At 60.6% G+C, this 22,111-nt stretch carries 18 protein-coding genes; 6 read left to right on the plus strand and 12 right to left on the minus strand.

Features of this window, described 5'->3' with window-relative positions; genetic code table 11:
- Positions 1-33 precede the first annotated feature (33 nt).
- Positions 34-1,458 carry an adenylosuccinate lyase gene (gene purB / locus P8A24_RS03175; RefSeq protein WP_278059661.1) on the plus strand — a complete coding sequence of 475 codons (1,425 nt, stop codon included), beginning with the start codon at positions 34-36 and terminating at the stop codon, positions 1,456-1,458.
- 113 nt (positions 1,459-1,571) lie between these two features.
- On the opposite strand, the gene P8A24_RS03180 is transcribed toward purB, so the two are convergent.
- Entirely contained in the window at positions 1,572-2,030 is a 459-nt protein-coding gene (locus P8A24_RS03180) for a hypothetical protein (RefSeq protein WP_278059663.1), read from the minus strand.
- A 322-nt stretch (positions 2,031-2,352) separates the two neighbouring features.
- Between P8A24_RS03180 and P8A24_RS03185 the strand changes: the two genes are divergently transcribed.
- Positions 2,353-3,444, plus strand: a complete 1,092-nt coding sequence (locus tag P8A24_RS03185) for a zinc-dependent alcohol dehydrogenase family protein (protein WP_278059665.1) — start codon at positions 2,353-2,355, stop codon at positions 3,442-3,444.
- Between the two features lie 113 nt (positions 3,445-3,557).
- On the opposite strand, the gene P8A24_RS03190 is transcribed toward P8A24_RS03185, so the two are convergent.
- Complete coding sequence (locus P8A24_RS03190) at positions 3,558-4,763, minus strand: cobalamin-independent methionine synthase II family protein (RefSeq protein ID WP_278059667.1); 1,206 nt, start codon at positions 4,761-4,763, stop codon at positions 3,558-3,560.
- A 431-nt stretch (positions 4,764-5,194) separates the two neighbouring features.
- Between P8A24_RS03190 and P8A24_RS03195 the strand changes: the two genes are divergently transcribed.
- On the plus strand, positions 5,195-5,752 hold the full coding sequence (locus tag P8A24_RS03195) for an alpha/beta fold hydrolase (RefSeq protein ID WP_278059669.1): 558 nt from the start codon (positions 5,195-5,197) through the stop codon (positions 5,750-5,752).
- Between the two features lie 172 nt (positions 5,753-5,924).
- On the plus strand, positions 5,925-7,286 hold the full coding sequence (locus P8A24_RS03200) for an NAD(P)/FAD-dependent oxidoreductase (RefSeq protein WP_278059670.1): 1,362 nt from the start codon (positions 5,925-5,927) through the stop codon (positions 7,284-7,286).
- Between the two features lie 71 nt (positions 7,287-7,357).
- Here the strand turns inward: P8A24_RS03200 and P8A24_RS03205 are convergent, their stop codons facing one another.
- The 3 genes from P8A24_RS03205 to P8A24_RS03215 form a co-directional block, all read right to left on the minus strand.
- Positions 7,358-8,371: a polysaccharide deacetylase family protein gene (locus P8A24_RS03205; protein ID WP_278059673.1), complete on the minus strand. Its 1,014-nt coding sequence runs from the start codon at positions 8,369-8,371 to the stop codon at positions 7,358-7,360.
- A 139-nt stretch (positions 8,372-8,510) separates the two neighbouring features.
- A complete protein-coding gene (locus P8A24_RS03210) occupies positions 8,511-9,368 on the minus strand; it encodes a glutaminyl-peptide cyclotransferase (RefSeq protein WP_278059675.1) in 858 nt (285 codons plus the stop codon).
- Positions 9,369-9,604: 236 nt separating this feature from the next.
- Entirely contained in the window at positions 9,605-9,856 is a 252-nt protein-coding gene (locus P8A24_RS03215) for a type B 50S ribosomal protein L31 (protein ID WP_278059676.1), read from the minus strand.
- A 248-nt stretch (positions 9,857-10,104) separates the two neighbouring features.
- Between P8A24_RS03215 and P8A24_RS03220 the strand changes: the two genes are divergently transcribed.
- Entirely contained in the window at positions 10,105-11,328 is a 1,224-nt protein-coding gene (locus P8A24_RS03220; RefSeq protein WP_278059678.1) for an amidohydrolase, read from the plus strand.
- 1 nt (position 11,329) lies between these two features.
- Here P8A24_RS03220 and P8A24_RS03225 read toward each other — a convergent pair whose 3' ends face one another.
- The 7 genes from P8A24_RS03225 to P8A24_RS03255 all read right to left on the minus strand — a co-directional run bounded on the left by P8A24_RS03225 (position 11,330) and on the right by P8A24_RS03255 (position 20,272).
- Entirely contained in the window at positions 11,330-11,638 is a 309-nt protein-coding gene (locus P8A24_RS03225) for a helix-turn-helix transcriptional regulator (protein ID WP_278059680.1), read from the minus strand.
- Positions 11,635-11,988, minus strand: coding sequence for a type II toxin-antitoxin system RelE/ParE family toxin (locus tag P8A24_RS03230; RefSeq protein WP_278059682.1), 354 nt, complete (start codon positions 11,986-11,988; stop codon positions 11,635-11,637). Before P8A24_RS03230 ends, P8A24_RS03225 begins: the two co-directional genes overlap by 4 nt.
- A 54-nt stretch (positions 11,989-12,042) precedes the next feature.
- Positions 12,043-12,891, minus strand: coding sequence for a M15 family metallopeptidase (locus tag P8A24_RS03235; protein WP_278059684.1), 849 nt, complete (start codon positions 12,889-12,891; stop codon positions 12,043-12,045).
- 98 nt (positions 12,892-12,989) lie between these two features.
- Entirely contained in the window at positions 12,990-13,976 is a 987-nt protein-coding gene (locus P8A24_RS03240) for a PRD domain-containing protein (protein WP_278059686.1), read from the minus strand.
- 251 nt (positions 13,977-14,227) lie between these two features.
- Positions 14,228-16,258 (minus strand): glucose PTS transporter subunit IIA, encoded by a 2,031-nt coding sequence (locus P8A24_RS03245; protein ID WP_278059688.1) that lies wholly within the window; start codon positions 16,256-16,258, stop codon positions 14,228-14,230.
- A 283-nt stretch (positions 16,259-16,541) separates the two neighbouring features.
- Entirely contained in the window at positions 16,542-18,770 is a 2,229-nt protein-coding gene (locus tag P8A24_RS03250; RefSeq protein ID WP_278059690.1) for a glucose PTS transporter subunit IIA, read from the minus strand.
- 137 nt (positions 18,771-18,907) lie between these two features.
- Positions 18,908-20,272 (minus strand): MFS transporter, encoded by a 1,365-nt coding sequence (locus P8A24_RS03255; RefSeq protein ID WP_278059692.1) that lies wholly within the window; start codon positions 20,270-20,272, stop codon positions 18,908-18,910.
- Positions 20,273-20,502: 230 nt separating this feature from the next.
- Here P8A24_RS03255 and P8A24_RS03260 point away from each other — a divergent pair, with 230 nt between their 5' ends.
- Positions 20,503-22,002: a YkvI family membrane protein gene (locus P8A24_RS03260; protein ID WP_278059694.1), complete on the plus strand. Its 1,500-nt coding sequence runs from the start codon at positions 20,503-20,505 to the stop codon at positions 22,000-22,002.
- Positions 22,003-22,111 lie beyond the last annotated feature (109 nt).

The raw sequence follows: 22,111 nt of genomic DNA on the forward strand, positions 1-22,111 counted from the left end.
CAAGCTGGCGCGCCGGGGTCGCGAGAGGAAAAAATGAGCGAAACGAAAAATCGGTATGTGAGCCCGCTGGGGGAGCGCTACGCGTCGGAGACGATGATGGAGCTGTTCTCGCCGCGCACGCGCGTTGCTACCTGGCGCAAACTCTGGGTGAGCTTGGCACGAGCCCAGCACGAGCTTGGGCTACCGGTGAGCGCGCAGCAGGTCGCGGCGCTGGAAGCCGCCGCCGACGACATCCGGTTCGATGTGATCGAGGCGCGCGAGGCTGAGGTGCGCCACGACGTGATGGCGAACGTGTACTCGTTCGGGCAGGTCGCGCCCGAGGCCGCCGGGATTATTCACCTCGGTGCGACGAGCTGCTACGTGACCGACAATGCGGACCTGGTGATCTACCGCGACGCGCTCGACAAAGTGCGCGAAGGGCTCGTGGCTGTGATTGCGAATCTTGCCGATTTTGCGGATAGTTACAAGGCGATGCCGACCCTCGGCTACACGCACTACCAGCCTGCGCAGCTTGTGACCGTGGGCAAGCGCGCCACGCTCTGGCTGCAGGATTTTATGGCGGATCTTGAGGAGCTCGATTTCGTTGTTTCGACGATCAAGTTCCTTGGCTGCCGCGGCACCACCGGAACCGAAGCGAGCTTTGTGGAGCTGTTCGACGGCGACGGCGGTGCAATCGACGAGATGAACCGGCGGATTGCCGACGATTTCGGGTTCAACAAGCTCTTCGACGTTGCCGGGCAGACGTATCCGCGCAAGTTCGATGCGCGGATCATGAGCGTGCTTGCAGGCGTGGCCACGAGCGCGTATCGAATGGCGCAAGATATTCGTCTGCTTCAGCATGATCGCCAGGTGGAAGAGCCCTTCGAGGCGCACCAGATCGGCTCGAGCGCGATGCCGTACAAGCGCAATCCGATGCGTACCGAGCGCATTTGTTCCCTGGCGCGTTACGTGATCGCGGATGCGGCGAACGCCTCCGCGACGGCGAGTGCCCAGTGGCTTGAGCGCACGCTCGATGATTCGGCGAACCGGCGGATTTCGGTACCCGAGGCGTTCTTGGGTGTGGATGCGATCCTGAAAATCGCCGCGAACGTGACTTTCGGTTTGCACGTGAACGATGCGATTGTGGCGAAGGCTGTGCGCGATTACCTGCCGTTTATCGCTACCGAAAACATTTTGATGGAAGGCGTCAAGCGTGGGGGAGACCGCCAGGAACTCCACGAGATCATTCGTGAAGAATCGCTCGCAGCAACCGCGAAAATGAAGGTCGGCGAGCCCTTCGATTTGCTCGGCGCGCTTGCCGAGCACCCTGAGTTTGGCATGAGCCCGAAGGAGTTTGCGCAGGCCCTCGACCCGTCCGCCTACATCGGTCGATGCCCGCAGCAGGTGGATGCGTACCTGGAAAAAGTGCGTGCCGTGATCGGGGAGCAAGCCAAAGAAAACCCGCAGCTCGCGGTGTGAGGTGAGCTTCGGCGTGAGGTGTTCTGGGCGCTTGGCTGAGCTGAGAGTGCCCAGTTGGCAGTAGTTTGAGAGACCGGGTGGCCGGCGAGAATCCTCGCCGGCCACCTGCTCGTCTATCCCATTCTTTCGAGGCGGCGAGTGACGTACGGAGCTAGCGCCGAGAGGACGCCGATGACGAGCGCTTGCTTTGTGTGTGGCAGTTTGCGTCCGCGGTCTCCGGCGCGTACGGCCCGGCGGTAGATCGTCTTCTCGCCCCAGATAGTCAGCGCGACCGATCCAGCAAGTACCGCTCCGCCCGCGCTGAGGGCGATTGCTTTTGTTGTGGTGTCGTAGGCTGTAAAGTCTTCCCATACTTGCGCAGTGGCAGGCTTTGCGTCGTCGTGAGTATCGCCGTCGACGTCGGTGGGGCGAGGTTCGTTTGCTGCGTTCATTGCTCCGAGACCGGCAACAATTGCCGTTTTAAGTAAGCCTCTAGCGACACGTGAGCGCACAAAATCGGGTAGCGCATAGTAGGCGGTGGTGCCAGCGCCCATGATGATCGCTTCAGTGGTGGCAGAAAATTTCAGGTTCATGGTGAGCCCCTTCGTCGGCGTTGACTTTCCCCTATCTTGCCATCGGTTCGTTTGTCAGTGAGTAGGCCCTTCGTCGGAGATTTCTCAAACATCTGTGGAAAAGGGCTGAATTTATCGTGAACGTATCCTCGTTTAGTGGCGCAAATAGGCCAATTCGCCCGGGAGGGGAGAGATAACTCCCGGGCGAATTGAGTTTGGGTCTTTCGTCCGCTTCGTGGAGGTTGTAGACTGCCAGCGTGTGGTGGAGGTAACAATAAACCACACACCTAGATGATAACAATTATCGACTAGGAATTACAATCCCATATTTTCTCACTGCTCAATGATGAGCATTTCGAAGGGAGAGATCATGAAGGCATTGGTGTACCACGGTGAGCGCAATATCGCGTGGGAAGAGCATCCGGATCCAAAGATTCTGCAGCCAACTGACGTTATTGTGAAGATCGATACCACGACGATTTGTGGCACTGACCTTCATATCTGGAAGGGCGATATGCCCGAAGTTGAAGATGGCCGTATCCTCGGCCACGAGGGTGTGGGCACCATCATCGAGGTTGGTGAGGGCGTGAAGAACTGGAAGGTCGGTGATCGCGCAATCCTTTCCTGCGTCAGCGCCTGTGGTGAGTGTGAGTACTGCAAGAAGGGGCTCACCTCCCACTGTATGAATCCGGAAGGTGCGAAGGGGCTCGGCTGGATCTTCGGATACATGATCGACGGGACGCAAGCAGAGAAGGTGCGCGTTCCATTCGCTGATACCTCCCTCTACCGGATTCCCGACGGCGTGTCTGATGAGCAGGGTTGTATGGTTTCCGACATTCTCCCAACCGGCTATGAGATTGGTATTCGCGACGGCGGTGTGAAGGAAGGCGACACCATCGCGGTCATCGGTGCGGGCCCAGTGGGCCTGGCTGCGATGATGACGTCGGCCCTTCATGGTGCAAAGCGCGTGATCGCCATTGATTTTGACGATAACCGCCTGGAGAATGCCAAGGCGAAGTTCGGTGCAACGCATTCTGTGAATGCGGGCGATGAGGACTGGTTCGAGCAGGTCATGGCACTCACTGAAGGTGGCCTCGGCGTGGATGTTGCATGTGAAGCGGTCGGCGTTCCGGTGACTCTTCAAAACTGCTTCAAGATCGTGCGCCCTGGCGGCCAGGTGGCAAATATTGGTGTGCACGGTGCGCCGGTGGAAATCGCCATGAACAAGTACTGGATTCAAAACATTCGAATGTCCATGGGCTTGGTGAACGCTGTCGAAGGCGAGCGCCTCCTCCAGGGCATCACGGACGGAAAGTTCAAGGCTGAGAATCTGGTGACCCACCACTTCGATATGAACGACATGATGGATGCCTACGAGACCTTCCGCAACGCGAAGGAAACAAAGGCGATGAAGGTGATCATCACGCAGAAGTGATAACGCCACGTGATTGAACAGGGGTGCGGGAGGCTGGGTTATTCCAGCCTCCCGCACCCCACCTGCGAGCTCAATTTAAGCGGCAAGATCTGAGCTCAATTCAAGCGCGAGGATCAGCCAAACAGCTCTGTCGAGGCGATGTGCGCGCCCTCGACGAGCGATTCGAGCTTCGCCCACGCGATATCGCGGTGAATGCGCCCGCCCAGGCCACAATCCGTCGAGGCGATCACGTTCTCGGGGCCAACCAGCTCGGCGAACTTCACGATCCTGTCCGCCACCAGGCGCGGATGCTCCACCACGTTCGTCGAATGCGAGACGACGCCGGGAACCAGCACGCGACCCTTGGGCAACCGCCCGCCACCCCACACGCGCCACTCATGCGCGTGGCGGGGTGAGGACGCCTCGAACGAGAAATACTTCGCGTTCACCTGCAAACACTGATCCACGATTGCCTCGAACGGGATGTCGGTAGTGTGCGGGCCGTGCCACGAACCCCAGCAGATATGAAGGCGGACCTGGTCCGGGTTGATCCCCTCAAGCGCGCGATTTGCCGCATCAATACGCAATTGGAGCCACGCCTGGAAATCCTCCACGCTCGGCTCAGGATTGATCTGATCCCAGGCTTCCGCAAGATCCGGCGCGTCGAGCTGAACCGTGAACCCGGCGTCGGTGATGATTTTGTACTCGTCGTGCTGGGCATCCGCAAATGCGCAAAGCTGCGCTACTTCGTCGTCGTAGAATTTGTTCGTGAGGCGAGCTGCCGCTCCCGGGGAAAGGGATGCAATGAAGCCGTTTCCGCCGCCGTGCGCGGCAAGCGCATTCGTCAGCAGGCCGACGTCGGTGCGTGTTTCCTTGTGCCCCACGTACGTGATCGGCCCAGTGATCTCCGGGTTCGGCACGCTCGCGCGGTGGGTGAGGATTCCCGACGTCGGGTCGGTGTAGGCGTCGTTAAAACGACGCCGATCGCGCCGGTCCTGGAACGACGTGAGCCGGATCTTGCCCGGTTCGCTGCGCACGGCGTCGTCGTTCGCCCAGCGATCCTTGCCTGAGAGCGTGAGCCCGCCCAGGCGCGAGAACGAGTAGTTCCACCAGGCGCCGTAATCGACCGCGCCTGACGTGATGTGGCCGTACTCGCCCTCGTTGATGATGTCGAGCCCGATCTCGCGCTGACGGGCAACCACCTCGCCAACGGCAAGTTCGAGGATCTCGCGGAAATCGGCGTCGGAAATCTCTCCGGCCGCGCGACGCTGGTTCGCTTCGAGAAGCGCAGGCGTGCGGGGGAGCGAGCCAACATGTGTGGTCAAAATATGGTCGGTCATGGTCTTCTCCTGAACTGTGCACGATGTGCACGAATGGTGTGAAGTTGGTTGGTGCTCATGATGAGCGAACATTCGCCGGGGTTTGGAGGACATGAAAAAAGCCCGGCGTTCGCAGCGGGCCTCATTTTCTGTGTGTGTGAATCACTCACACCACATTGAGCATGGACCGGCCTGCCAGGGCGTACATTCGCATCATCTGGAAAGCCATCGTGCTCAACCTCCTTTGTGTTCAAGGAAAAACTTGGGGCAACCCTACCCGTTTGCGGTGGGCGGGTGCAAATCGTGCCCGACGTCGGGGCGCAACTTGCGCCCGGCGAGCAACTCACGCCCGTAGCGTCCCTTGCGCAACGGCGTCGGCGAAAAGCGAAACTTTTCCTCGCAATACCCAGCAGGGTGTATAAATGGAGGAGAGAAATGCCAACGAAAGGAACATGATGGCAACGTATCAAGACACTGCCGTGGACAACCCCAAGGGGCTCGCGCTCCTCCTGCCTGGTAAGGCGTATCCGACGCAGATGCCGCAGCTCTACTTTGCGAAGCAGGTGGCTCTCGCAGCCGGCTACAACGTGCGTGAACTTGCGTGGGATCCGGGCATGGAGTGGTCGGTTCCGGCGATCACGGCCGAGGTGGAGAAGGCGCTCGAGGGCAACGATCTGCCGCTCGTGATCTTTGCGAAGTCGATCGGGTCGCTCTCGTCTGTTTACGCGGCAGAGCATTCGGTGCGTTCGGTATGGATCACGCCAACCCTGGATACCCCTGAGGTGATCGAGGCGATCGGCGCGAACACGGCGGCGCAGTTCGCGTTCGGTGGTACCGAAGATGGCTACTGGAACTCCGAGGCTGCTTCCACCTGGCCCGAGAACGTGCGCGTGCTCGAGTTTCCGGGCGCCGATCATTCGCTCCTCGTTGCCGGTAACCCGGCGCGTGGAGCGGCAATCGTGGGCGAGTACACGACCGCGATGGTCGAGTTTGCCTCCGAGAACCTGTAACACTGTGGGGAAGGCGGCCCGCCGACGTCGGTAAGCTTTGTCCCGACGCCGGTGGGCACCTCTTGCTTGTCTGCGAAACGTTAGGGATATAACAGGCCCTCGGGCTATGGGAAGAACGCGGACTTGGGGTAACCTAAGTTCGCATTTTTCTTATGACACGCGAGGAGTACACGTGCCACATCGAGTAGTAGTGATCGGATCGGGTTTCGGCGGGCTGTTTGCCACGAAGGAATTGAAGAAAGCCGACGTCGAGGTCACGATGATCTCAAAGACCTCCCATCACCTTTTCCAGCCGCTGCTGTACCAGGTGGCCACGGGGATCCTCTCGCCGGGGGAGATTGCGCCGGTCACGCGCGAGATCCTCGCCAAGCAGAAGAACGCCCGGGTGCTGCTTGGTCTGGTGGAGGATATTGATACTGAGGCTCGCGAGGTTGTGTGGCGCTACCATAACCGAACCGAGCGCACGCCATACGATTCGCTGATTATCGCCGCCGGCGCGAACCAGTCCTACTTCGGAAACGATCAGTTTGCGCAGTTCGCCCCGGGCCTGAAGTCGATCGACGACGCGCTCGAGCTTCGCGCACGCATCCTCAACGCGTTCGAGCTCGCCGAGATCGAGTCGGATCCGGAAAAGCGTGCCAAGATCCTCACGTTTGTCGTGATCGGAGCTGGCCCCACCGGCGTTGAGGTGGCCGGCCAGATCCGCGAGCTCGCGTCGAAGACTCTCCGCCACGATTTCCGCAACTTCGATCCGGCCGCCGCCCGCGTGGTACTCGTGGACGGCGCAGCGCACCCACTTCCGCCGTTCGGTGAAAGCCTCGGCAAGCGCACCCAGCGTGATCTGGAAAAGCTCGGGGTCGAGGTGCTGATGAGCCAGATGGTTGTGGGGATGAGCGATTCCACTGTCACGCTACGCGATCGTGACGGCAACGAGCAGGTCATCGAGTCGATCTGCAAGGTGTGGTCGGCTGGTGTGGCGGGCAACCCGCTGGGCAAGAAGCTCGCCGAGCGCACCGGCGTCGAACTTGATCGCGCCGGCCGTGTGCGAGTGAACGAGGATTTGACGATCTCTGGCCACCCGGAGATTTTCGTTGTGGGCGACATGATGAGCCTCGACGGCGTTCCCGGCGTTGCCCAGGGAGCGATCCAGCCGGGTCGCTTCGCGGCACGCGCCATCAAGGATCGCCTCGCTGGCCGCGAGCCGGCGGCCAAGTTTGAGTACAAGGACAAGGGCTCGATGGCGACGATCGCGAAGTCGAAGGCCGTGGTGAAGATCGGCAAGCTCGAGATGGGCGGCTTTTTCGCCTGGCTCGCCTGGTGTGGGTTGCACCTGTTCGCACTAACCGGCTTTAAGTCGCGTTTGTCCACGCTGATGCGCTGGTCGATGAGCTATCTCTCGCGTCACCGCAGTGCCCGTGCAGTCACGAACCAGCAGCTAGTGGGCCGCCTTGCGCTCGAGGCTCTCGGTGAGCGCGCCTCGGGGCATCTGTTGGTTGACGACGTCGATGTGCACCCGATTGCGAAGCGCAACTAATCGAGTGTTGTGATGAGGTGAGGGCCAGCGATATCGCTGGCCCTCACCTCATCACAACGGGGGTAATCGGATTAACCTCCGATGATTCCGAACTCGTAGCCCTTCGACTTGAAGTAGTCGATGATCTTCGGCATGGTCTTGACGGTCATTTCCTTACCGTTGGCATCGTGGGAAAGAAGAACAACAACATTCTTATCTCCCGCCGTCTGCATCACAGCCTGCATCATCGTTTCGGGATTCTTTGGCTGGGAACGCTTCGGTACTGCATCGTTCGTGCCGGCGTTCCAATCGAGCCAATACACGCCCTTCTTTGCGAGAACCGCATCGCACGGCGCCATATCCTTCCAGGACATGTGACCGCCGGGGTAGCGGAACGTGTTTGAGGACCAGCCGGGGCCGAGGATATTCTTCATCTTCGCGTTCAATGCGTCGAAATCCTTCGCCACGTTCGCGGGGTTGCAGTGGCGGCCAGGGTAAAGGAAAGAATAATCGTGTGAGTTGGAGTGGACGGCGACGGCGTGCCCTTCCGCATACTGGCGCTTCATGAGCTCCTGCACCTTCGGGTTTCCAAGGGAGAGGCCGACATTGTAGAACGTGGCGTGAACTCCGGCCTTCTTGAAAGTATCAAGGTTACGCGCGGTGGTGGAGGTGTTCGGGCCATCGTCCATCGTGATGAAGACGATCTTCTTACCCTTGGGGTACGTGGGTGATTCCTTGCCGTTGAGGAGCCAATCGTGAACGTCCTTTGCAGGGTATGCGTACGCTTTTGCGGAAGCGATATGGTTGGTTCCTTGTTCGGGTTGCGTCTGCGCGCTCGGCTGGGCAGATTCGCTTCCCGACGCCGAGGTGCTGGCGGTGCCGGACGCATTCGCGGTGGGCGTTCCCGATTCGTTTGATGACGGTGTTGTGACCGCGGACGATGACGTGGTTGGCGAGGCACTGGCTGACGTGGTTGCGCTTTGCGTGGCAGGGGGTGTCGAAGCATCTGGGGTTGATACGCCAGAATTCTGCGGTGCGGGTGAGCATGCGGCAAGTGTTGCGGCGAGCGCAACGGATGCGGTGATGAGAGTACGTCGAGCGAACACTTCGACCCCTTCGTGTGGTGGATTCGAGCGCGGTGCAGGCGCTTAGGTGCACCTAAATTCTAGTTGGTATTTCCTAGATATGGGCCACTCTACCTGTGAGCGTGGCAACGTCTCGTCCACCCGCGGACGGAAGTTGCGCTCACTGTTGGGGCACGAAACGAGCTTCGTACATGGTGGGCCAACGTTTGCCTGTCAGATAGAAACGATCCGTGCCAGGGATCTGCGCGATTCCGTTGAGGACAGCTTCCCGATCGGCGAGTGTGCTCTCGGGGCGTAGTCCACTGGCGTCGATCACCGCAGTAACCCGTCCGGAGACAGGGTCGATCCGCAGGATAGTGTCCGTCACAAACACGTTCGCGTAAATTCCGTCGCTCGTACACGAGAGCTCGTTGAGCGGGCCCGGTGCTGCGCCGTCGAGAGAGACTTTCACGCGGCCGGTTTCCGCGAATGTTTCGCCGTCGCGCCGCACGAGCGTGTCGGTGCCGTTCGACATCCACATTTGCCCGTCGTCGTAGGAGCACAATCCCCACCCTTCGCCGTCGTAATGCGCTTCGGCGGTTTTCGTGAACGTTTTTGCGTCGTATTTGAAGGCTTTGCCGGCCTTGTAGGTCAGGAGCCAGATCGAATCACCCACCCTCGTGGTTCCCTCACCGAAGTATTGTGCGGGCAGATCGATTTTTTGAAGGATCTCGCCGGTCAGCGTTCGGCGCGAAAGGGACGAGGAGCCGGTGAGTCCAGATGAAACCAGGAGGTGGCCGCCTTCCACTTCGATTCCTTCCATGAAGAGGGAGGCGTCGAAGGGGTGCGTGGCGATCGTTTCAACGCGCATGCGTTGTGCGGGCTGGTTGGGTGCTGGCGCAGTCGGTGCGACGACGGCGGACGAGGCGGCCGACGCCGATGAGTCACCTGGCTCAGAGGAAGTGGCTGGTGACGAGCACGCAGCTGTGAAGAGGATGGCCGTCAGTGTGATGGTGAGTGTGAGGGGAGAAAAGCGCATGACACTATTGTGCCTGATATCGTTGCAGGAGATCCGAATATAGGTGACCTTGGTGACGGGGTCTAGACGTACTGTGAAGAACCAGGCACAATGGTTTATCTCGCGATAGTTGAGCGAGGGCGGAGCAGGTATTGCCTGCTCCGCCTTTTCCTTATGCCGCGTTCTTGCTGCGCGTGGTGAAAAACGAGGGCGAATGGGTTGGCCCATTCGCCCTCGCGATGTTTACTTGCGCGCGATCACTTGGTGCGCTTGCCGTAGCGGCGGTTGAACTTCTCAACCTGGCCGGCGGTATCGAGAATACGGCGCTGGCCCGTAAAGAACGGGTGCGACTTATCCGAAACTTCGATGTCGATCACCGGGTAGGTGTTGCCATCTTCCCACTCGATCGTCTGATCCGACGTGCGGGTGGAGCGGGTCAGGAACGTGTAGTTCACCGAGCGGTCACGGAAAACCACCGGGTGGTAATCGGGGTGAATACCCTGCTTCATAATGTCCTCCTTGAAAGAATAGAACCTGAGCCAGCCTACCATCTGCGATAACTGTTCTCACAATTCTTACCTCATTTGGTAAGGCTGAACGCGTCACATTTATTCCAATGCTTCGGCTGGATGGGAGATTTGCAGCCGTCGACGTCGGCGCATCGGTGCCGAGCGAACGCGCGAGTGAGACGGGCCGGCAACGCACGCCGACCGCTCGCTACCATGGAATCACCAATTGCAGTATCGAAGGGATAAGAATGAACGCCGTTGTGGACGCCGTCGCTGGCCGCCTTGATGCATTTGAAGACATGTACCTCGATTTTCACCAGCACCCGGAGCTGTCAATGCAAGAGGATCGCACGCGCGCAGCGATTTCCTCGCGGCTTTCCGAGCTTGGCTATGAGATCCTGGAGATCGGCGGTGGCATCGTTGGCATTCTAGTCAATGGCGAAGGGCCAACAGTTCTCTTCCGTGCGGATATTGATGGTCTGCCTGTACGTGAATCAGACGATAAAGAATATGCCTCACGCGCCCAGCAGGTGAACCGAGCGGGCGAGCACGTGCCTGTGATGCACGCCTGCGGTCACGATTTCCACATTACTGGCGGGCTGGGGGCGGCGGAGTTTCTTGCCGAGCATCGCGATCTGTGGTCGGGCACGTACGTGGCCTTGTTCCAGCCTGGGGAAGAAACCGGCGAGGGAGCGAAGGTGATGGTCGCGGCGGGACTGGTGGACGCCGTGAACGCGGCAACCGGCAATGGCAGAGTCGATGTTGCCCTGGCTCAACATGTGCTCCCCGCCCCTGTTGCAGGCCACGTGGCCACCGTCGTCGGGCCGGTGTTTTCGGCGGCCGCAACGCTACGAATCACCTTCACTGGCCGCGGCTCGCATGGCTCCATGCCGCACCTCGGAATCGACCCGGTTCTCATGGGAGCACATACTGTCACTCGGTTGAACGAGATCGTCTCGCGCGAGCTCGCTCCTGGCGAATTCGGCGTCGTCTCCGTGAATGCGTTCCATGCGGGTGAGGCTGCGAATGTGATCCCCGATTCCTCAGAGCTCCTCGTGAACATCCGGGCTTATTCGGACGAAACATATGAAAAGGAAATTGCAGCGATCCATCGCATCGCACAGGCTGAGGCCGCTGCGAGCGGCGCGCCGGCGCCAGTAGTCGAGATGTTTGAAGATACGCCAGTCGTCACCAACGACGCCGTCGTCACAGCCCGCGTTCGTGAGAGTTTGGTTTCGGTGCTCGGCGAGGAACGTGTAGACGATCTCGTCCCGTCGACGGCGTCGGAAGACTTCTCGATCATTGCCGATGCGTTCGGCGCGCCCTACTGCTACTGGGGCCTTGGCGGCTTCGCCGATCCAGCTGCCGCCCAGCCGAACCATTCCCCGCATTTCGTGCCGGATCTACACCCCACTCTGGAAACCGGCGTCGCTGCCGCGATCGCAGGAGTGCTGGCGTACCTCGGGAAGTGACTCAGGCCACCTGGACGCGTATGTCGCCCTGAATAAATTCAAGGGAGAGGGAACCGCCGATGGCCGAGAGGTAATTCCGTATCGTTCCCAGCTTGGTTGTCTCAATCTCGCCACGTTCGATTTTGGATACCTGACGTTGGGAAACGCCGAGTCGTTGTGCGACGTCCGATTGTGTTAAACCGGCGCTTTCGCGTAGTTCGCGCAATCTGTGTGCGCGAACTTGCGCCATCATGTTTTCCTTTGCTTCGTCGATAGCGTGCCGGTCAACAGGGCGGTCACGTAAAAAATCTTCAAGTAGTAGTGCCATCATTTCCCTCGTTTCAGTTGCTTCAGATGGAGGTCGTAACGATCATCTGCGATGGGGATGTTTGTTTTATACCATTTTGTCCATTGGCCGGATTTGTCTCCTGCGATGAGGATAATGGCCCGCCGGTTCGGATCGAATATAAAGAGTAACCGTATTTTGCTTCGACCGGATGAGCCTGGCCAAAGTTCTTTCATGTTCTTGTGGCGTGATCCTGAGATTGTATCGACAAGTGGGCGCCCTAAACTCGGCCCATGCTCTCTAAGCAATTCTAGTGCCGCGATTACTTGTACCGATGAGCTGGGGTCTAATCTGCTTAGCCAGTCGGCAACTGGTTCGACATCGATTTCCCACACGACATAATTTTAGAACTTAGAAGTTCTAAAATCAATGTCTTTTTCGTGCTGTTCTTAGTATGTGGGTGCTGCGGGTTGGCCCAAGTAATCTTCGTACGTCTTCGCACCAGAACGGTAGTAACGGGTGGACTCCTCAACGCCGAGGAAACGGAAATGCCACGGCTCGAAGTTGTAACCCGTCACGCCCGTGTTCCCTTGCGTGTAGCGCAAAATAAACCCGTACTTCCATGAATTTGCGGCAAGCCACTGCGCGGCCTCGGTTTTGGCAAACGCCGCCGTAAGCTCGCTGCCGTCGGTCAGATCCACGGCAAGGCCAGTCTGATGCTCAGAATACCCGGCGCGGGCCGAGAGGAGCTCCGCGTGCTCACTTCCGTAACGGTTGGCGTATCCGGGGTGAAGGGTTGCCTGAGTCGAGGCGGAGCGGTAGCCCGAGCGCAGCTCGAAGAAGACCCCTGCTTTTTTCGCGGCAGCATACATCTGTGCGAGCGCCTCGGCCGCATCTTTGCGAAGTAACTGGCCACCAAAACTTGGCACGCCAAGCGACGTCGGTGCTACCAGATCCTTAGGGGTATAGCTGAGCGGGGTAAGTGGGTTCTTCTTGTTCACTAAGACGGTGAGCGAATCAGCTGACGTGAAATCGATTGTTTCTGAACGGGGCTGGCGCGACGCCATCATGAGGGTGGCCATTGGCCCGAGAGCGTCCGCCATCGATTGAGCTGAGCGGTAGGGGATCGCGGGATCAACGTGCAGCGTAGCCTGCTGGGGCTTTTCTGTAGCCGCGCTCGCCTGTTTTTCAGTGGCAGAGCTTTCAGAACCGCTAGCAAATGGCGTCAGGAGGGCACACGAAATTCCCAGCGCCAGCGCGCCGGAAATCCCACCAATTTTGTGAACCATGTGTGCCATGGGCAGAAGTTTATCGAATCGTTATAAAAAGATGAACGCAGATTTCATGTGAATTTGCTGAACGAAGCAAACTGTGTGGGCAAGGTGACGGCGGATGCTCAACCGCGCGCATCTTGCGCAAGGCGTGCGATATGAAGGGAAAGGTACGCAACCTCGTCGGTGGAGAGCGTGGCGTCGGTGCGCAGCTCAATGATTTCGGCGAGCACGCGCGCCACCTTCGCAGCCTCCGGGTAGGAGGAGTTGATCGATTCGGAGATCGCGCTCATGAGATCGTCGAGCTGGCGGTGTTCGGCGATGCGCACGAACAGGTAGCGCAGGTGCGTGATGAAACGCCCAACGTTCACGCTGGATTGCTCGAGGTGGATCCCGAAATAGTCCTCGATCACGTCGATCATCTGTTGGATCACGCCGGTCATCATGTACGTGCCTGCGAGGTTTCCCTGCGTGAAAGCGGCGTTCACCAAGTGGAGCGTGATTGCCACCGCCTCGTCGGCCGGGAGGCGGACATCCTCATACTGCGGGCACTGCTCGAAACGCGCGTTGATCTCGTCGAGCATCTCGTGGGCGGCGGTGAACTCGGCCGGGTACAGGCCCCGCACTTCTGCTTCGAGTGGGTACGGCGAATGGATACCCTTGCGCGCCCGCTTCACGGCAAACGCGATGTGATCGGCAAGAGCGATCAGTAGCGCTGGATTTTCTGCAACGACGCCGGTGAGGGGCTGAGCCGAAGTCCCGGTTGGAGCGACGGAGTGGGAGACACCGGCGCCGGGCGTTCCGGTGGGAGTGCTCGAGCTAGATGTGCTGGTGTCGGGAAGGAAAGCGCTAGAAACAGGTGTGAGCTGCACACTCGCGGAAACCTCGCCGACGATCGCGACGATCTGGGGTGGGATGTCGGCGAGGAGCTGGCCGAGGTGGTCGGGGGAGCGGTCATCAGAGGGAACAAACGTGCGCACGATCGCTGCCGGATCGACGGCGTCGCCGGGCTTCTTCTGGAAGCCGAGCCCGCGGCCCGTGAGGATCACCTCCGTGCCGTGCTCATCCCGTGCCAACACCACGTTGTTGTTGAACACGCGCAATACGTTCATGCCACCTCCTTCGTCACCGCACCATTTTAGTGCAGAAATATTCTCGTGCCCGGGCCTTTCGTTCGCTGTGCGCAACTGTGAGGGTGCGGATCCCGCTTGTGGCCTGGTCGGAGCGCGATGGCTCAGGGGACCGGTGGGGGCGGGGCCTCGGTGCCGTATGGCGCGATGTCTCGGGTATGTCGGTTCGCGCAGGGATGAGGCGGGGCGGGCGGAAGTGAACTTCCGCCCGCCCCGGAATCCTGCCAGCGCGATTACTTCGTTGCCGAAATAATCTCCTCGCCAGCCTGAACATCCATGCCCACGCGCGGCTCAACCGAGCTCATCGCGCGAGTATTCGTGATTACCACGAGCGTGGTGGTGGGGTAACCCGCCGCCTGGACCTTCTCCAGGTCAACGTCCACCAGCGGCTGACCCGCTTCGATAATGTCGCCCTTGGCAACCTTCGGCTCGAAGCCGTCGCCCTTCATCTCCACAGTGTCGATGCCGACGTGCACGAGCACCTCAACGCCCGTATCCGACGTGATGCCGTACGCGTGGCCAGACTTCTGTACCGTCTTGACCTTGCCCGAGACGGGGGAGACGATGTGACCGCTTGCGGGCACCACGCCAACGCCCTCGCCGAGCGCGCGGGAGGCGAACACCTTGTCGCCGGTTTCCTCCAGCGAGATCACCTTGCCGGCAACCGGTGCGAGCACTGCCGTCGTCACCGGGGCGAGAGTTGCAACCGAGCCGTCTTCTGCCGACGCCGGGGCGCCAGCCTCTGCGGCGGTCGCGGTAGCGGTTGCAACGCCTTCCTCAGAATCGCGCTGGGCGATAAACTCGGCCTGCTGCTCCGGGGTACGGTAGCCGGAGATGATCACGAGGATCATCGCGGTGAAGAATGCAACCGCGATCGCGATCACGTAGGTGAGCATCGGGGTGAACACCGGGATCGTCAGAAGCGAGGTGAACACGAAGGCGGAGGTCTTCACGCCGCCGGTCGGGATGCCAAGAATACCGATCACAACACCGCCGGCCAAGCAGCCTGCGAGCATGCGCGGGTAGATGCGCTTGAAGCGCAGGTGGATGCCGTAGAGCGACGGCTCGGAAATACCACCGAGGAGGCCGGCCGCGAGAGCACCCGCAGCGGTCTGGCGCATCGTCTTATCACGATCCTTAATTGCCAGGAACAGAACACCAGCGGTCGCGCCGAAGCACGCGAAGTTCCATGCGCCCATCGGGCCCTGGATGAAATCGTAGCCGAGGGTGTTGATGTTGATCAGCATCAGAGCGTTGAGCGGCCAGTGCAGGCCGAGCGGCACCAGGAACGGGTACACGAGCGGGATCAGAATAGCGAAGATGAACGGAGCGTTGCCGTTGAGCCAGGCCAGGCCAGCGCCCAGACCGGAGCCGAGCCAGATCGAGATCGGGCCGATGAGGAACGCGGTGAGCGGGATCATGATGATCAGCGAGAAGAAGGGCACGAACACCATGTGCACGATCTCAGGGATGATGCGCTTGAGGGTGCGGTACACACCCGCGAGGACCACGGCCATGAACAGAGGCACGAACACCTGCCCGCCGTAATCATTGAGCTGCATCGGCAAGCCGAACACGTGAGCCGTGTAGAAATCGCCACCGAGAGTCGACGACGTGGTCTTCACTGTGTCCGCCGCGTTCTTCAGGGCGCCGAACTCCGGGGTCATCACAGCGAGCATGATCGCGGCGCCGAGCCAGCCATCAACCTTGAGCTTCTTCGCGGCGTTGTAAGCAACCATCACCGGGAGGAAGTAGAGCACCGAACGCCACATCGCGTCGATGAATACCCAGCTAGCGCCCTTATTCGGATCATGGAAGTTTTGAATGTGGAGAGCTTCCATCACGGCTGCAAGTGCGATGATCAGCGACGCGCCGAGGAGCACGCCGAGAATCGGGCGGAACGAATCGGAAAGGAACTCGAAGAAGGTATCCACCCACGCGTACTTGCCACGGGCCTTCGCGCGCATCTCGTCCTTCACATCTGCGTTCGACTTCCCGCCGTGGAAGTTTTTCATCTGCGGGAGTTTCACCATGTCGTTGTAGACGTTGGCGACGCCGCCGCCGATGATCACCTGGTAGCGGTCGCCGCTCTGGGGGACGGCGCCGAGCACGCCAGGGATCTTTTCGATCTCGTCGTTGTTGACGCCGGAGGCGTCCTTGAGCTCGAAACGCAGGCGGGTTGCACAGTGCGTGAAGCTCGAAATATTTTCTGGGCCGCCGATGGCGTCCAGAATCGCCTCGGGGGCGTTAATTTTGGTGGTCACACCTAGCTCCTTTGCTGAAAGTGGCCGTTTTCGGGCAATAAAAAAGACCCGAGATACACTGGTGGTATCTCAGGTCTTGCCCCAAAACGGGTAACAATCCTTCGGTCCGAAAACCGATTGCGTACAGCCTAGCACCGCATGTGATGCAGTTCAATAGGTGCGACGAACCGGGAACCGGCAGTCGCGAAACGTGTGTGCATGGTTGACGCACACGGCGTGCGGAAATGCAGTTCGTGAGATGTGCGCCGGCGTGCTCGTCAGATCGCCGCGCCACAGTCTGGCTTCAGAGCGCGACGGCGATGACCGCGCCGCCCTCGGCCACCTCACCGGGCGCCTCTGGCGTCACCTGCGCGAGCGCACGCGTGTTTGTGACCACCACGAAGGTAGTAGTGGAGTGCCCTGCGGCCTCGATCGCCGCGAGATCCGCGCTCGCAAGCGGATCGCCAACATCCACACGTTGCCCGCGCTCAACATGAGCGGTGAACCCGCGGCCCGCCATCTCCACTGTGTCGATCCCAATGTGGATCAGAACCTCCACGCCGTCGTCCGAGCGAATCCCGTAGGCGTGCCCGCTTGGTTGCACGGCCGTGACCACGCCCGCAACCGGCGAACTGAACTCGCCGCTCGCCGGGACGATTCCCACGCCGTTTCCGAGAGCCCGCGAGGCGAAGATCGCGTCGCTCGTTTCCTCCAGCGCTACGATCCGGCCATCGACCGGCGAATACACGCTCGCGTGCAACCCATTGGCCGCGCCCGTCACCTGGCCCTCCTGCGAGGGGAGCGGGAACGCGTGCGCGAGCCCTGAGCCCGGCCCCTCGTCCGCAAACACTGGAGCCTCGGACATCGCTCCGGCCTCCGACCGATCGCTCCCCGACGTCCGCGCGGGCACACCTGCGACATCAGCGCCCCCGACGTCGGGAGCCTGGCGAACGCCCACACCCGCCGGAGCCGTGGCCGTAACTGGCGCATCGGCGTCGTCCATCAACGGCGAAAGCTGGCCGACCCGGAAACGAGTGCCGTTCGCGGATGCGCCAAAAATCGGCTTCTCGCCAGGCTCGCGGTAGCCCACAATCAGCACGCCAACCATCGCCACGAAGAAAGCCACCGCGATCGCAATCAGGTACGTGCCCGCAGGATCGAAGACGGGGATAGTGAGCAGCGATGAGAAGACGAACGCCCGCGTTGTGACCCCGCCCGTCAGCCATCCGCCGATCGTGATCGACAGTCCGCCAGCCGCACACCCCACCAGCAACGCCGGATACACACGCCGATAGCGCAGGTGAACGCCGTAGAGCGCCGGCTCCGACGTGCCGCCAATCAGCCCCGCCCACAGCGCCGAGCGCGCCGTTGAACGAGTGGCGTGATCCTTCGCCCGCCATGCCACAATCGCCACGCCCGCCGCCGCGCCGTAGCACGCAAAATTCCAGGCGCCCATCGGGCCCTGCAGAAAATCAAAGCCGAGCGTCGAAAGGTTCACCAGCATCAGCACGTTGAGCGGCCAATGCAACCCCAGCGGAACAATAAACGGATACAGCAAGGGGATCGACAGTGCGAACACGTATGGCGCGGAACGATTCACCCAGCCCAGCATGTCGCCGATCTCGTTCCCCAACCACACGAACGCAGGGCCAATCACGAACGCTGTGAGCGGCACCATCACGAGCAGCGTAAGGAACGGGACGAACATCAGCTGCATCGTTTCCGGCAGATGCCGCTTCAGCCAATGATAGAGCCACGCCAACACGGGAACCATCGCCAACGGAACGAGTACGCGGCCCCCATAGCTCGGCAAATGCAACGGTAGGCCGAAAACATCCAGAGTGAAACTCAACGTTCCCGCCGGCGAGCCCAGCTCCTCCAAGCCGGCCGTTCCTCCCGAGGTGTGTGCCGCAAGCGTTCGAATCGCGCCCGTAAACGGGGTCATCAACGCGAGCATCACCGCCGCGCCCAGCCATCCATCAACCTTCATCTTGACCGAGGCGTTGTACGCCACCAACACAGGCAAGAAGAAGAACACGCCCGCCCACAGCGATTCCACGAACCACCGCTCAGGAGTGCGGCCCGTGGAGGCGAACCCGGGCACCCCCAGCCACTGCAACACGATCGCCAGCGCCATCACCAGTGAAGCACCGAGCAAAACACCAAGCGACGGGCGGATCGCATCCGAGAGATACTCGGAAAAGGCGTTGAACACGGCCGACTTCCCGCGGCCCTTCTTCTCCAACTGCTCCTTCAGCTCATCATCTGTGGCGCGCCCAAAATTGCGCATCGCCGGCAGAGCCATGAACTTCGAAAAATAATCCGCAACATTGCCGCGCACGACCACCTGGTAGCGATCGCCCGCCTGCGGGATCGCGGCGATCACATCTGGCGCGCCGGCGATCTTCTCCCGATTCACCGCCGAATTATCCTTGAGCTGGAAACGCAAACGTGTGGCACAGTGGATCACGGTGGCGATATTCTCCATGCCCCCGATGCCATCGAGTACTTCCTGTTGCGAATTCTTGGCCACGCTGCCTCCCTTAGTTCTGCATCAATGGTAGCCGGAGGGGAGGACAAAAATTGGCGATCACCTCGGGTGAGGAGGTTCGGTAGGCGGCCCACCCCGCGTCGGGCTCGCCGGACCGAGCGTACCGGCGGCGAGGTGTCCTACGCCCGCACTGAAATCTTCTCCCGCATCAGCCACAGCGCCGGCACACCAGCGCACACGGACACCGCAATGGCGTAATACGCGGGCGCGAGCAGATTCCCCGTCGCGGAGGTCAACATGCTCACCACCGCAGGAGTGAGCCCACCAAACAAAACCGCAGCCAAGTTATAGCCGATCGCCATCCCAGAAAACCGTCCATGTGCAGGGAACTGCTCGGGCACCGACGACGCCGCAATCGCAGACCACGCCGCGGCGGGCGCCGCCAACAGCGCTGCCGCCACGCCCAACACCCACGCTGAGCCCGAGGACAACATCGCGTAACCCGGCACCGCGAGCGCCAACAGGGCAAGGAGGGTCGCTATAAAAGCGCGCCTGCGCCCGAAAACATCCGCCGCAAGGCCAACGAACGGCGTCACCACAATCGCCGCCACCGCCGCCACAATGCCGAGCCGCAACGCAGTCATCGAATCTGTGTTCATCGACTCCACGTACGTTGGAATATAGGTAATCGTCAAGAAATACGACGCCGAACCGACCGTCGAGATCAAGAACGACACCAAGACCGCCATTTTTTGCTCGCGGAACGTGTACATCAGCGGGGTCGACGCCGCGGCTCCATCCGCGTCCGCGCTCGCGGGATGACCCGCCTGCGACACCCGAGCCACAAAACCAGCTGCACTGCGCGACGCAACCTGCGCACCGCCGTCGGGCCTCGCCACTGAGCTATCGGCGCTCGTCGTGACCGCAGGCGACTCCGCCATGTACTTACGCAACGGAATCATGCCGGCGGCGAAGAACGCGCCGAGCACAAAAGGCAGGCGCCACGCCCAGTCGTGGAGGGCCTCAGTGCCGAAGATCCGGGTGACCAGCGCCGCCGACCCCACCGCGAGCAGTGCACCAACCTCCGAGTTGGCCGCCGCCCACGACGCCGCCAACCCCCGCCGGTTCGGGCGCGCTGTCTCAGTCAAATACACCATGATGCCCGTGTACTCCGCGCCCACGGAGAAACCGGCGAGCGCGCGGAAAAGCAGCACAATGATGCCACCCCACGCGCCGATCGTCGCATACCCGGGTGTGAGCGCTATCCCCGCCATCGACACAGCCATCAACCCCGCCGATGCGATCAGCGCAACCGTGCGCCCGCGTGTATCGCCGATATGTCCGAACACCACCGCACCCAGCGGGCGGAAAACAAACCCCACCGCCGCGATCGCTAGCACAAGTAGTGTGGAGTTTTCTGAATTTGGGTAGTAGGTGGAACTGAGCGACGTGGCAAGGTAGAAGAATAGCGAAAAATCGAACCATTCGATCACCGTGCCCGACGCCGCGATCAGCATAGACAGACGACGCGTGCGTTGATTCATTCTTCAATCATAATCGGGGAGGGGAGGGTTGCCACTCCGACTTCGGGGTGAACTGAACGAACCGTCGCCGACGCTGGTACCAGGCTTGCGTCCGCACTGTTCCTTCCCACCCGGCGCCACACCGCCCGCCATACGCTTACCGCGGAATCGGCCACAATCCGCCACTGTCTCTCCACATCGGAGCGTAATCCGGGTAGGGTGGCAGGGTTAAAGACACGAAAGATTTCCTTATGATTAAACAAATTTTGATTGTTTCTTCCGCGTTCATTGGCCTTGTCGTGGGTGCGGGTTTCGCCTCCGGCCAGGAGGTATTGCAGTACTTTGTGGCGCACGGCACCTGGGGTATTGCGGGCGCAGTGGTGGCCACCGTGATGATCTCTGTGATTGGCGTGGTGGTGCTCCAACTCGGCTCGTACTTTCTCGCCAAAGAGCACTCGATTGTGTACGACCGCGTGGCACACCCAATCATTTCGCGCCTGCTGGACGTGTTTACCACCTTCGTGCTGTTCTGCATGGGCGTGGTGATGCTTGCGGGCGCAGGCGCGAACCTCAACCAGCAGTTCGGCATTCCGAACTGGCTCGGCGGCATTATTCTGGCGCTGATCGTGTTTGCGGTGGGCTTCCTCGACACCTCGAAGGTGACCACGGTGATCGGCGCGATTTCGCCGTTTATTATCGCCCTGATCATCGTTGCCGCGATTTACGCCTTCACGCATCCGGACGGCTCGGCGGCCCAGATGAACGCGTCCGTTCACACGATCACTCCGGCGATCGACAACTGGATACTCGCCTCGCTGAACTATGTGGGGATGAACCTTGCGACGGCGGTGGCGATGGCCCTCGTCATGGGCGGTAACTTCCTCTCGATCCGCGTTGCAGGCTGGGGTGGCGCTGTGGGCGGCACCGCCTTCGGCGGTCTGGTGATCCTCACAGTCGTGTCCCTCTTCGTGAAGGCAGATACCGTCAAGGATGCCCCGATGCCGATGCTGAAGCTGGTCGATTCGATCCATCCGGCGTTCGGCACGATCATGTCCGTGGTGATTTTCGGCATGATCTTCAATACTGCGATCGGCATGTTCTACGCGCTCTCGAAGCGTGCAACGGTGAAGCATCCGCGTTATTTCAACGCGGCGATGGCGGTGCTAATCGTGATTTGCTACGGCGTTTCGTTTGTTGGCTTCGAGACTCTCGTGAACAAGGTTTTCCCAATCGTGGGCTGGGTTGGTTTGGCGCTCGCAGCGATTCTCACGGTGGCGTGGGTGCGCTCGAATAAGGAGATCCGTGCGGAGGCGAAGCGTCGTAAGCGTATTCGTTCGTTGTTGGGGCGGATGTGGACGGCGGGCGTACACTTCTCGCATCTGGATCGCCTGCGTCTGCGCAAGCACCTTGCGGCGTCGAATATCGACGACCGTCGCATGGCGCGGCGGATGAGCCGTGAGGTTGTGGCCGATCTCCAGGGCGACGATTCTGTCGAGGTCGAGGATCGCTGGGAGGCGACCGAGGCGCGCTGGGATGAGGAGCGCGAGAAGGTGATTGCTGAGGCGGCCGAGAACGAAGCGCGCGCAGCTGCCGGCGCGGAGTTCCCCTCCGAGGGTGCGGTCGGTGCGTCGATGTCACCTGACGCAATGGACGCCCGCCCGACGTCGGTGGCGGAGTCCGAGCCTGTTGATCTTGCGCCTGGGTTCGGCGCGGGGGAGACGTCGGCTGTGGCTGAGCGTCGTAACGACTGAGCCAGGTTCAGCTACGAGCAGAGCAACGATAGTGGGGGCATGGCGATTTCATTCATGCCCCCACTAGGTCTACTTTGCTGTGGCGTGGTTGGTGGGTAAGTAGTCATCC

This window comes from Arcanobacterium wilhelmae (assembly GCF_029632765.1).
Taxonomy (GTDB): Bacteria; Actinomycetota; Actinomycetes; order Actinomycetales; family Actinomycetaceae; genus Arcanobacterium; species Arcanobacterium wilhelmae.

Bases quoted from the DNA above. Each gene is read 5' to 3' on its own strand.
- purB (WP_278059661.1), top strand. From the start codon at position 34: ATGAGCGAAACGAAAAATCGGTATGTGAGCCCGCTGGGGGAGCGCTAC.
- P8A24_RS03180 (WP_278059663.1), bottom strand. From the start codon at position 2,030: ATGAACCTGAAATTTTCTGCCACCACTGAAGCGATCATCATGGGCGCT.
- P8A24_RS03185 (WP_278059665.1), top strand. From the start codon at position 2,353: ATGATGAGCATTTCGAAGGGAGAGATCATGAAGGCATTGGTGTACCAC.
- P8A24_RS03190 (WP_278059667.1), bottom strand. From the start codon at position 4,763: ATGACCGACCATATTTTGACCACACATGTTGGCTCGCTCCCCCGCACG.
- P8A24_RS03195 (WP_278059669.1), top strand. From the start codon at position 5,195: ATGATGGCAACGTATCAAGACACTGCCGTGGACAACCCCAAGGGGCTC.
- P8A24_RS03210 (WP_278059675.1), bottom strand. From the start codon at position 9,368: ATGCGCTTTTCTCCCCTCACACTCACCATCACACTGACGGCCATCCTC.
- P8A24_RS03215 (WP_278059676.1), bottom strand. From the start codon at position 9,856: ATGAAGCAGGGTATTCACCCCGATTACCACCCGGTGGTTTTCCGTGAC.
- P8A24_RS03220 (WP_278059678.1), top strand. From the start codon at position 10,105: ATGAACGCCGTTGTGGACGCCGTCGCTGGCCGCCTTGATGCATTTGAA.
- P8A24_RS03225 (WP_278059680.1), bottom strand. From the start codon at position 11,638: ATGATGGCACTACTACTTGAAGATTTTTTACGTGACCGCCCTGTTGAC.
- P8A24_RS03235 (WP_278059684.1), bottom strand. From the start codon at position 12,891: ATGGCACACATGGTTCACAAAATTGGTGGGATTTCCGGCGCGCTGGCG.
- P8A24_RS03240 (WP_278059686.1), bottom strand. From the start codon at position 13,976: ATGAACGTATTGCGCGTGTTCAACAACAACGTGGTGTTGGCACGGGAT.
- P8A24_RS03255 (WP_278059692.1), bottom strand. From the start codon at position 20,272: ATGAATCAACGCACGCGTCGTCTGTCTATGCTGATCGCGGCGTCGGGC.
- P8A24_RS03260 (WP_278059694.1), top strand. From the start codon at position 20,503: ATGATTAAACAAATTTTGATTGTTTCTTCCGCGTTCATTGGCCTTGTC.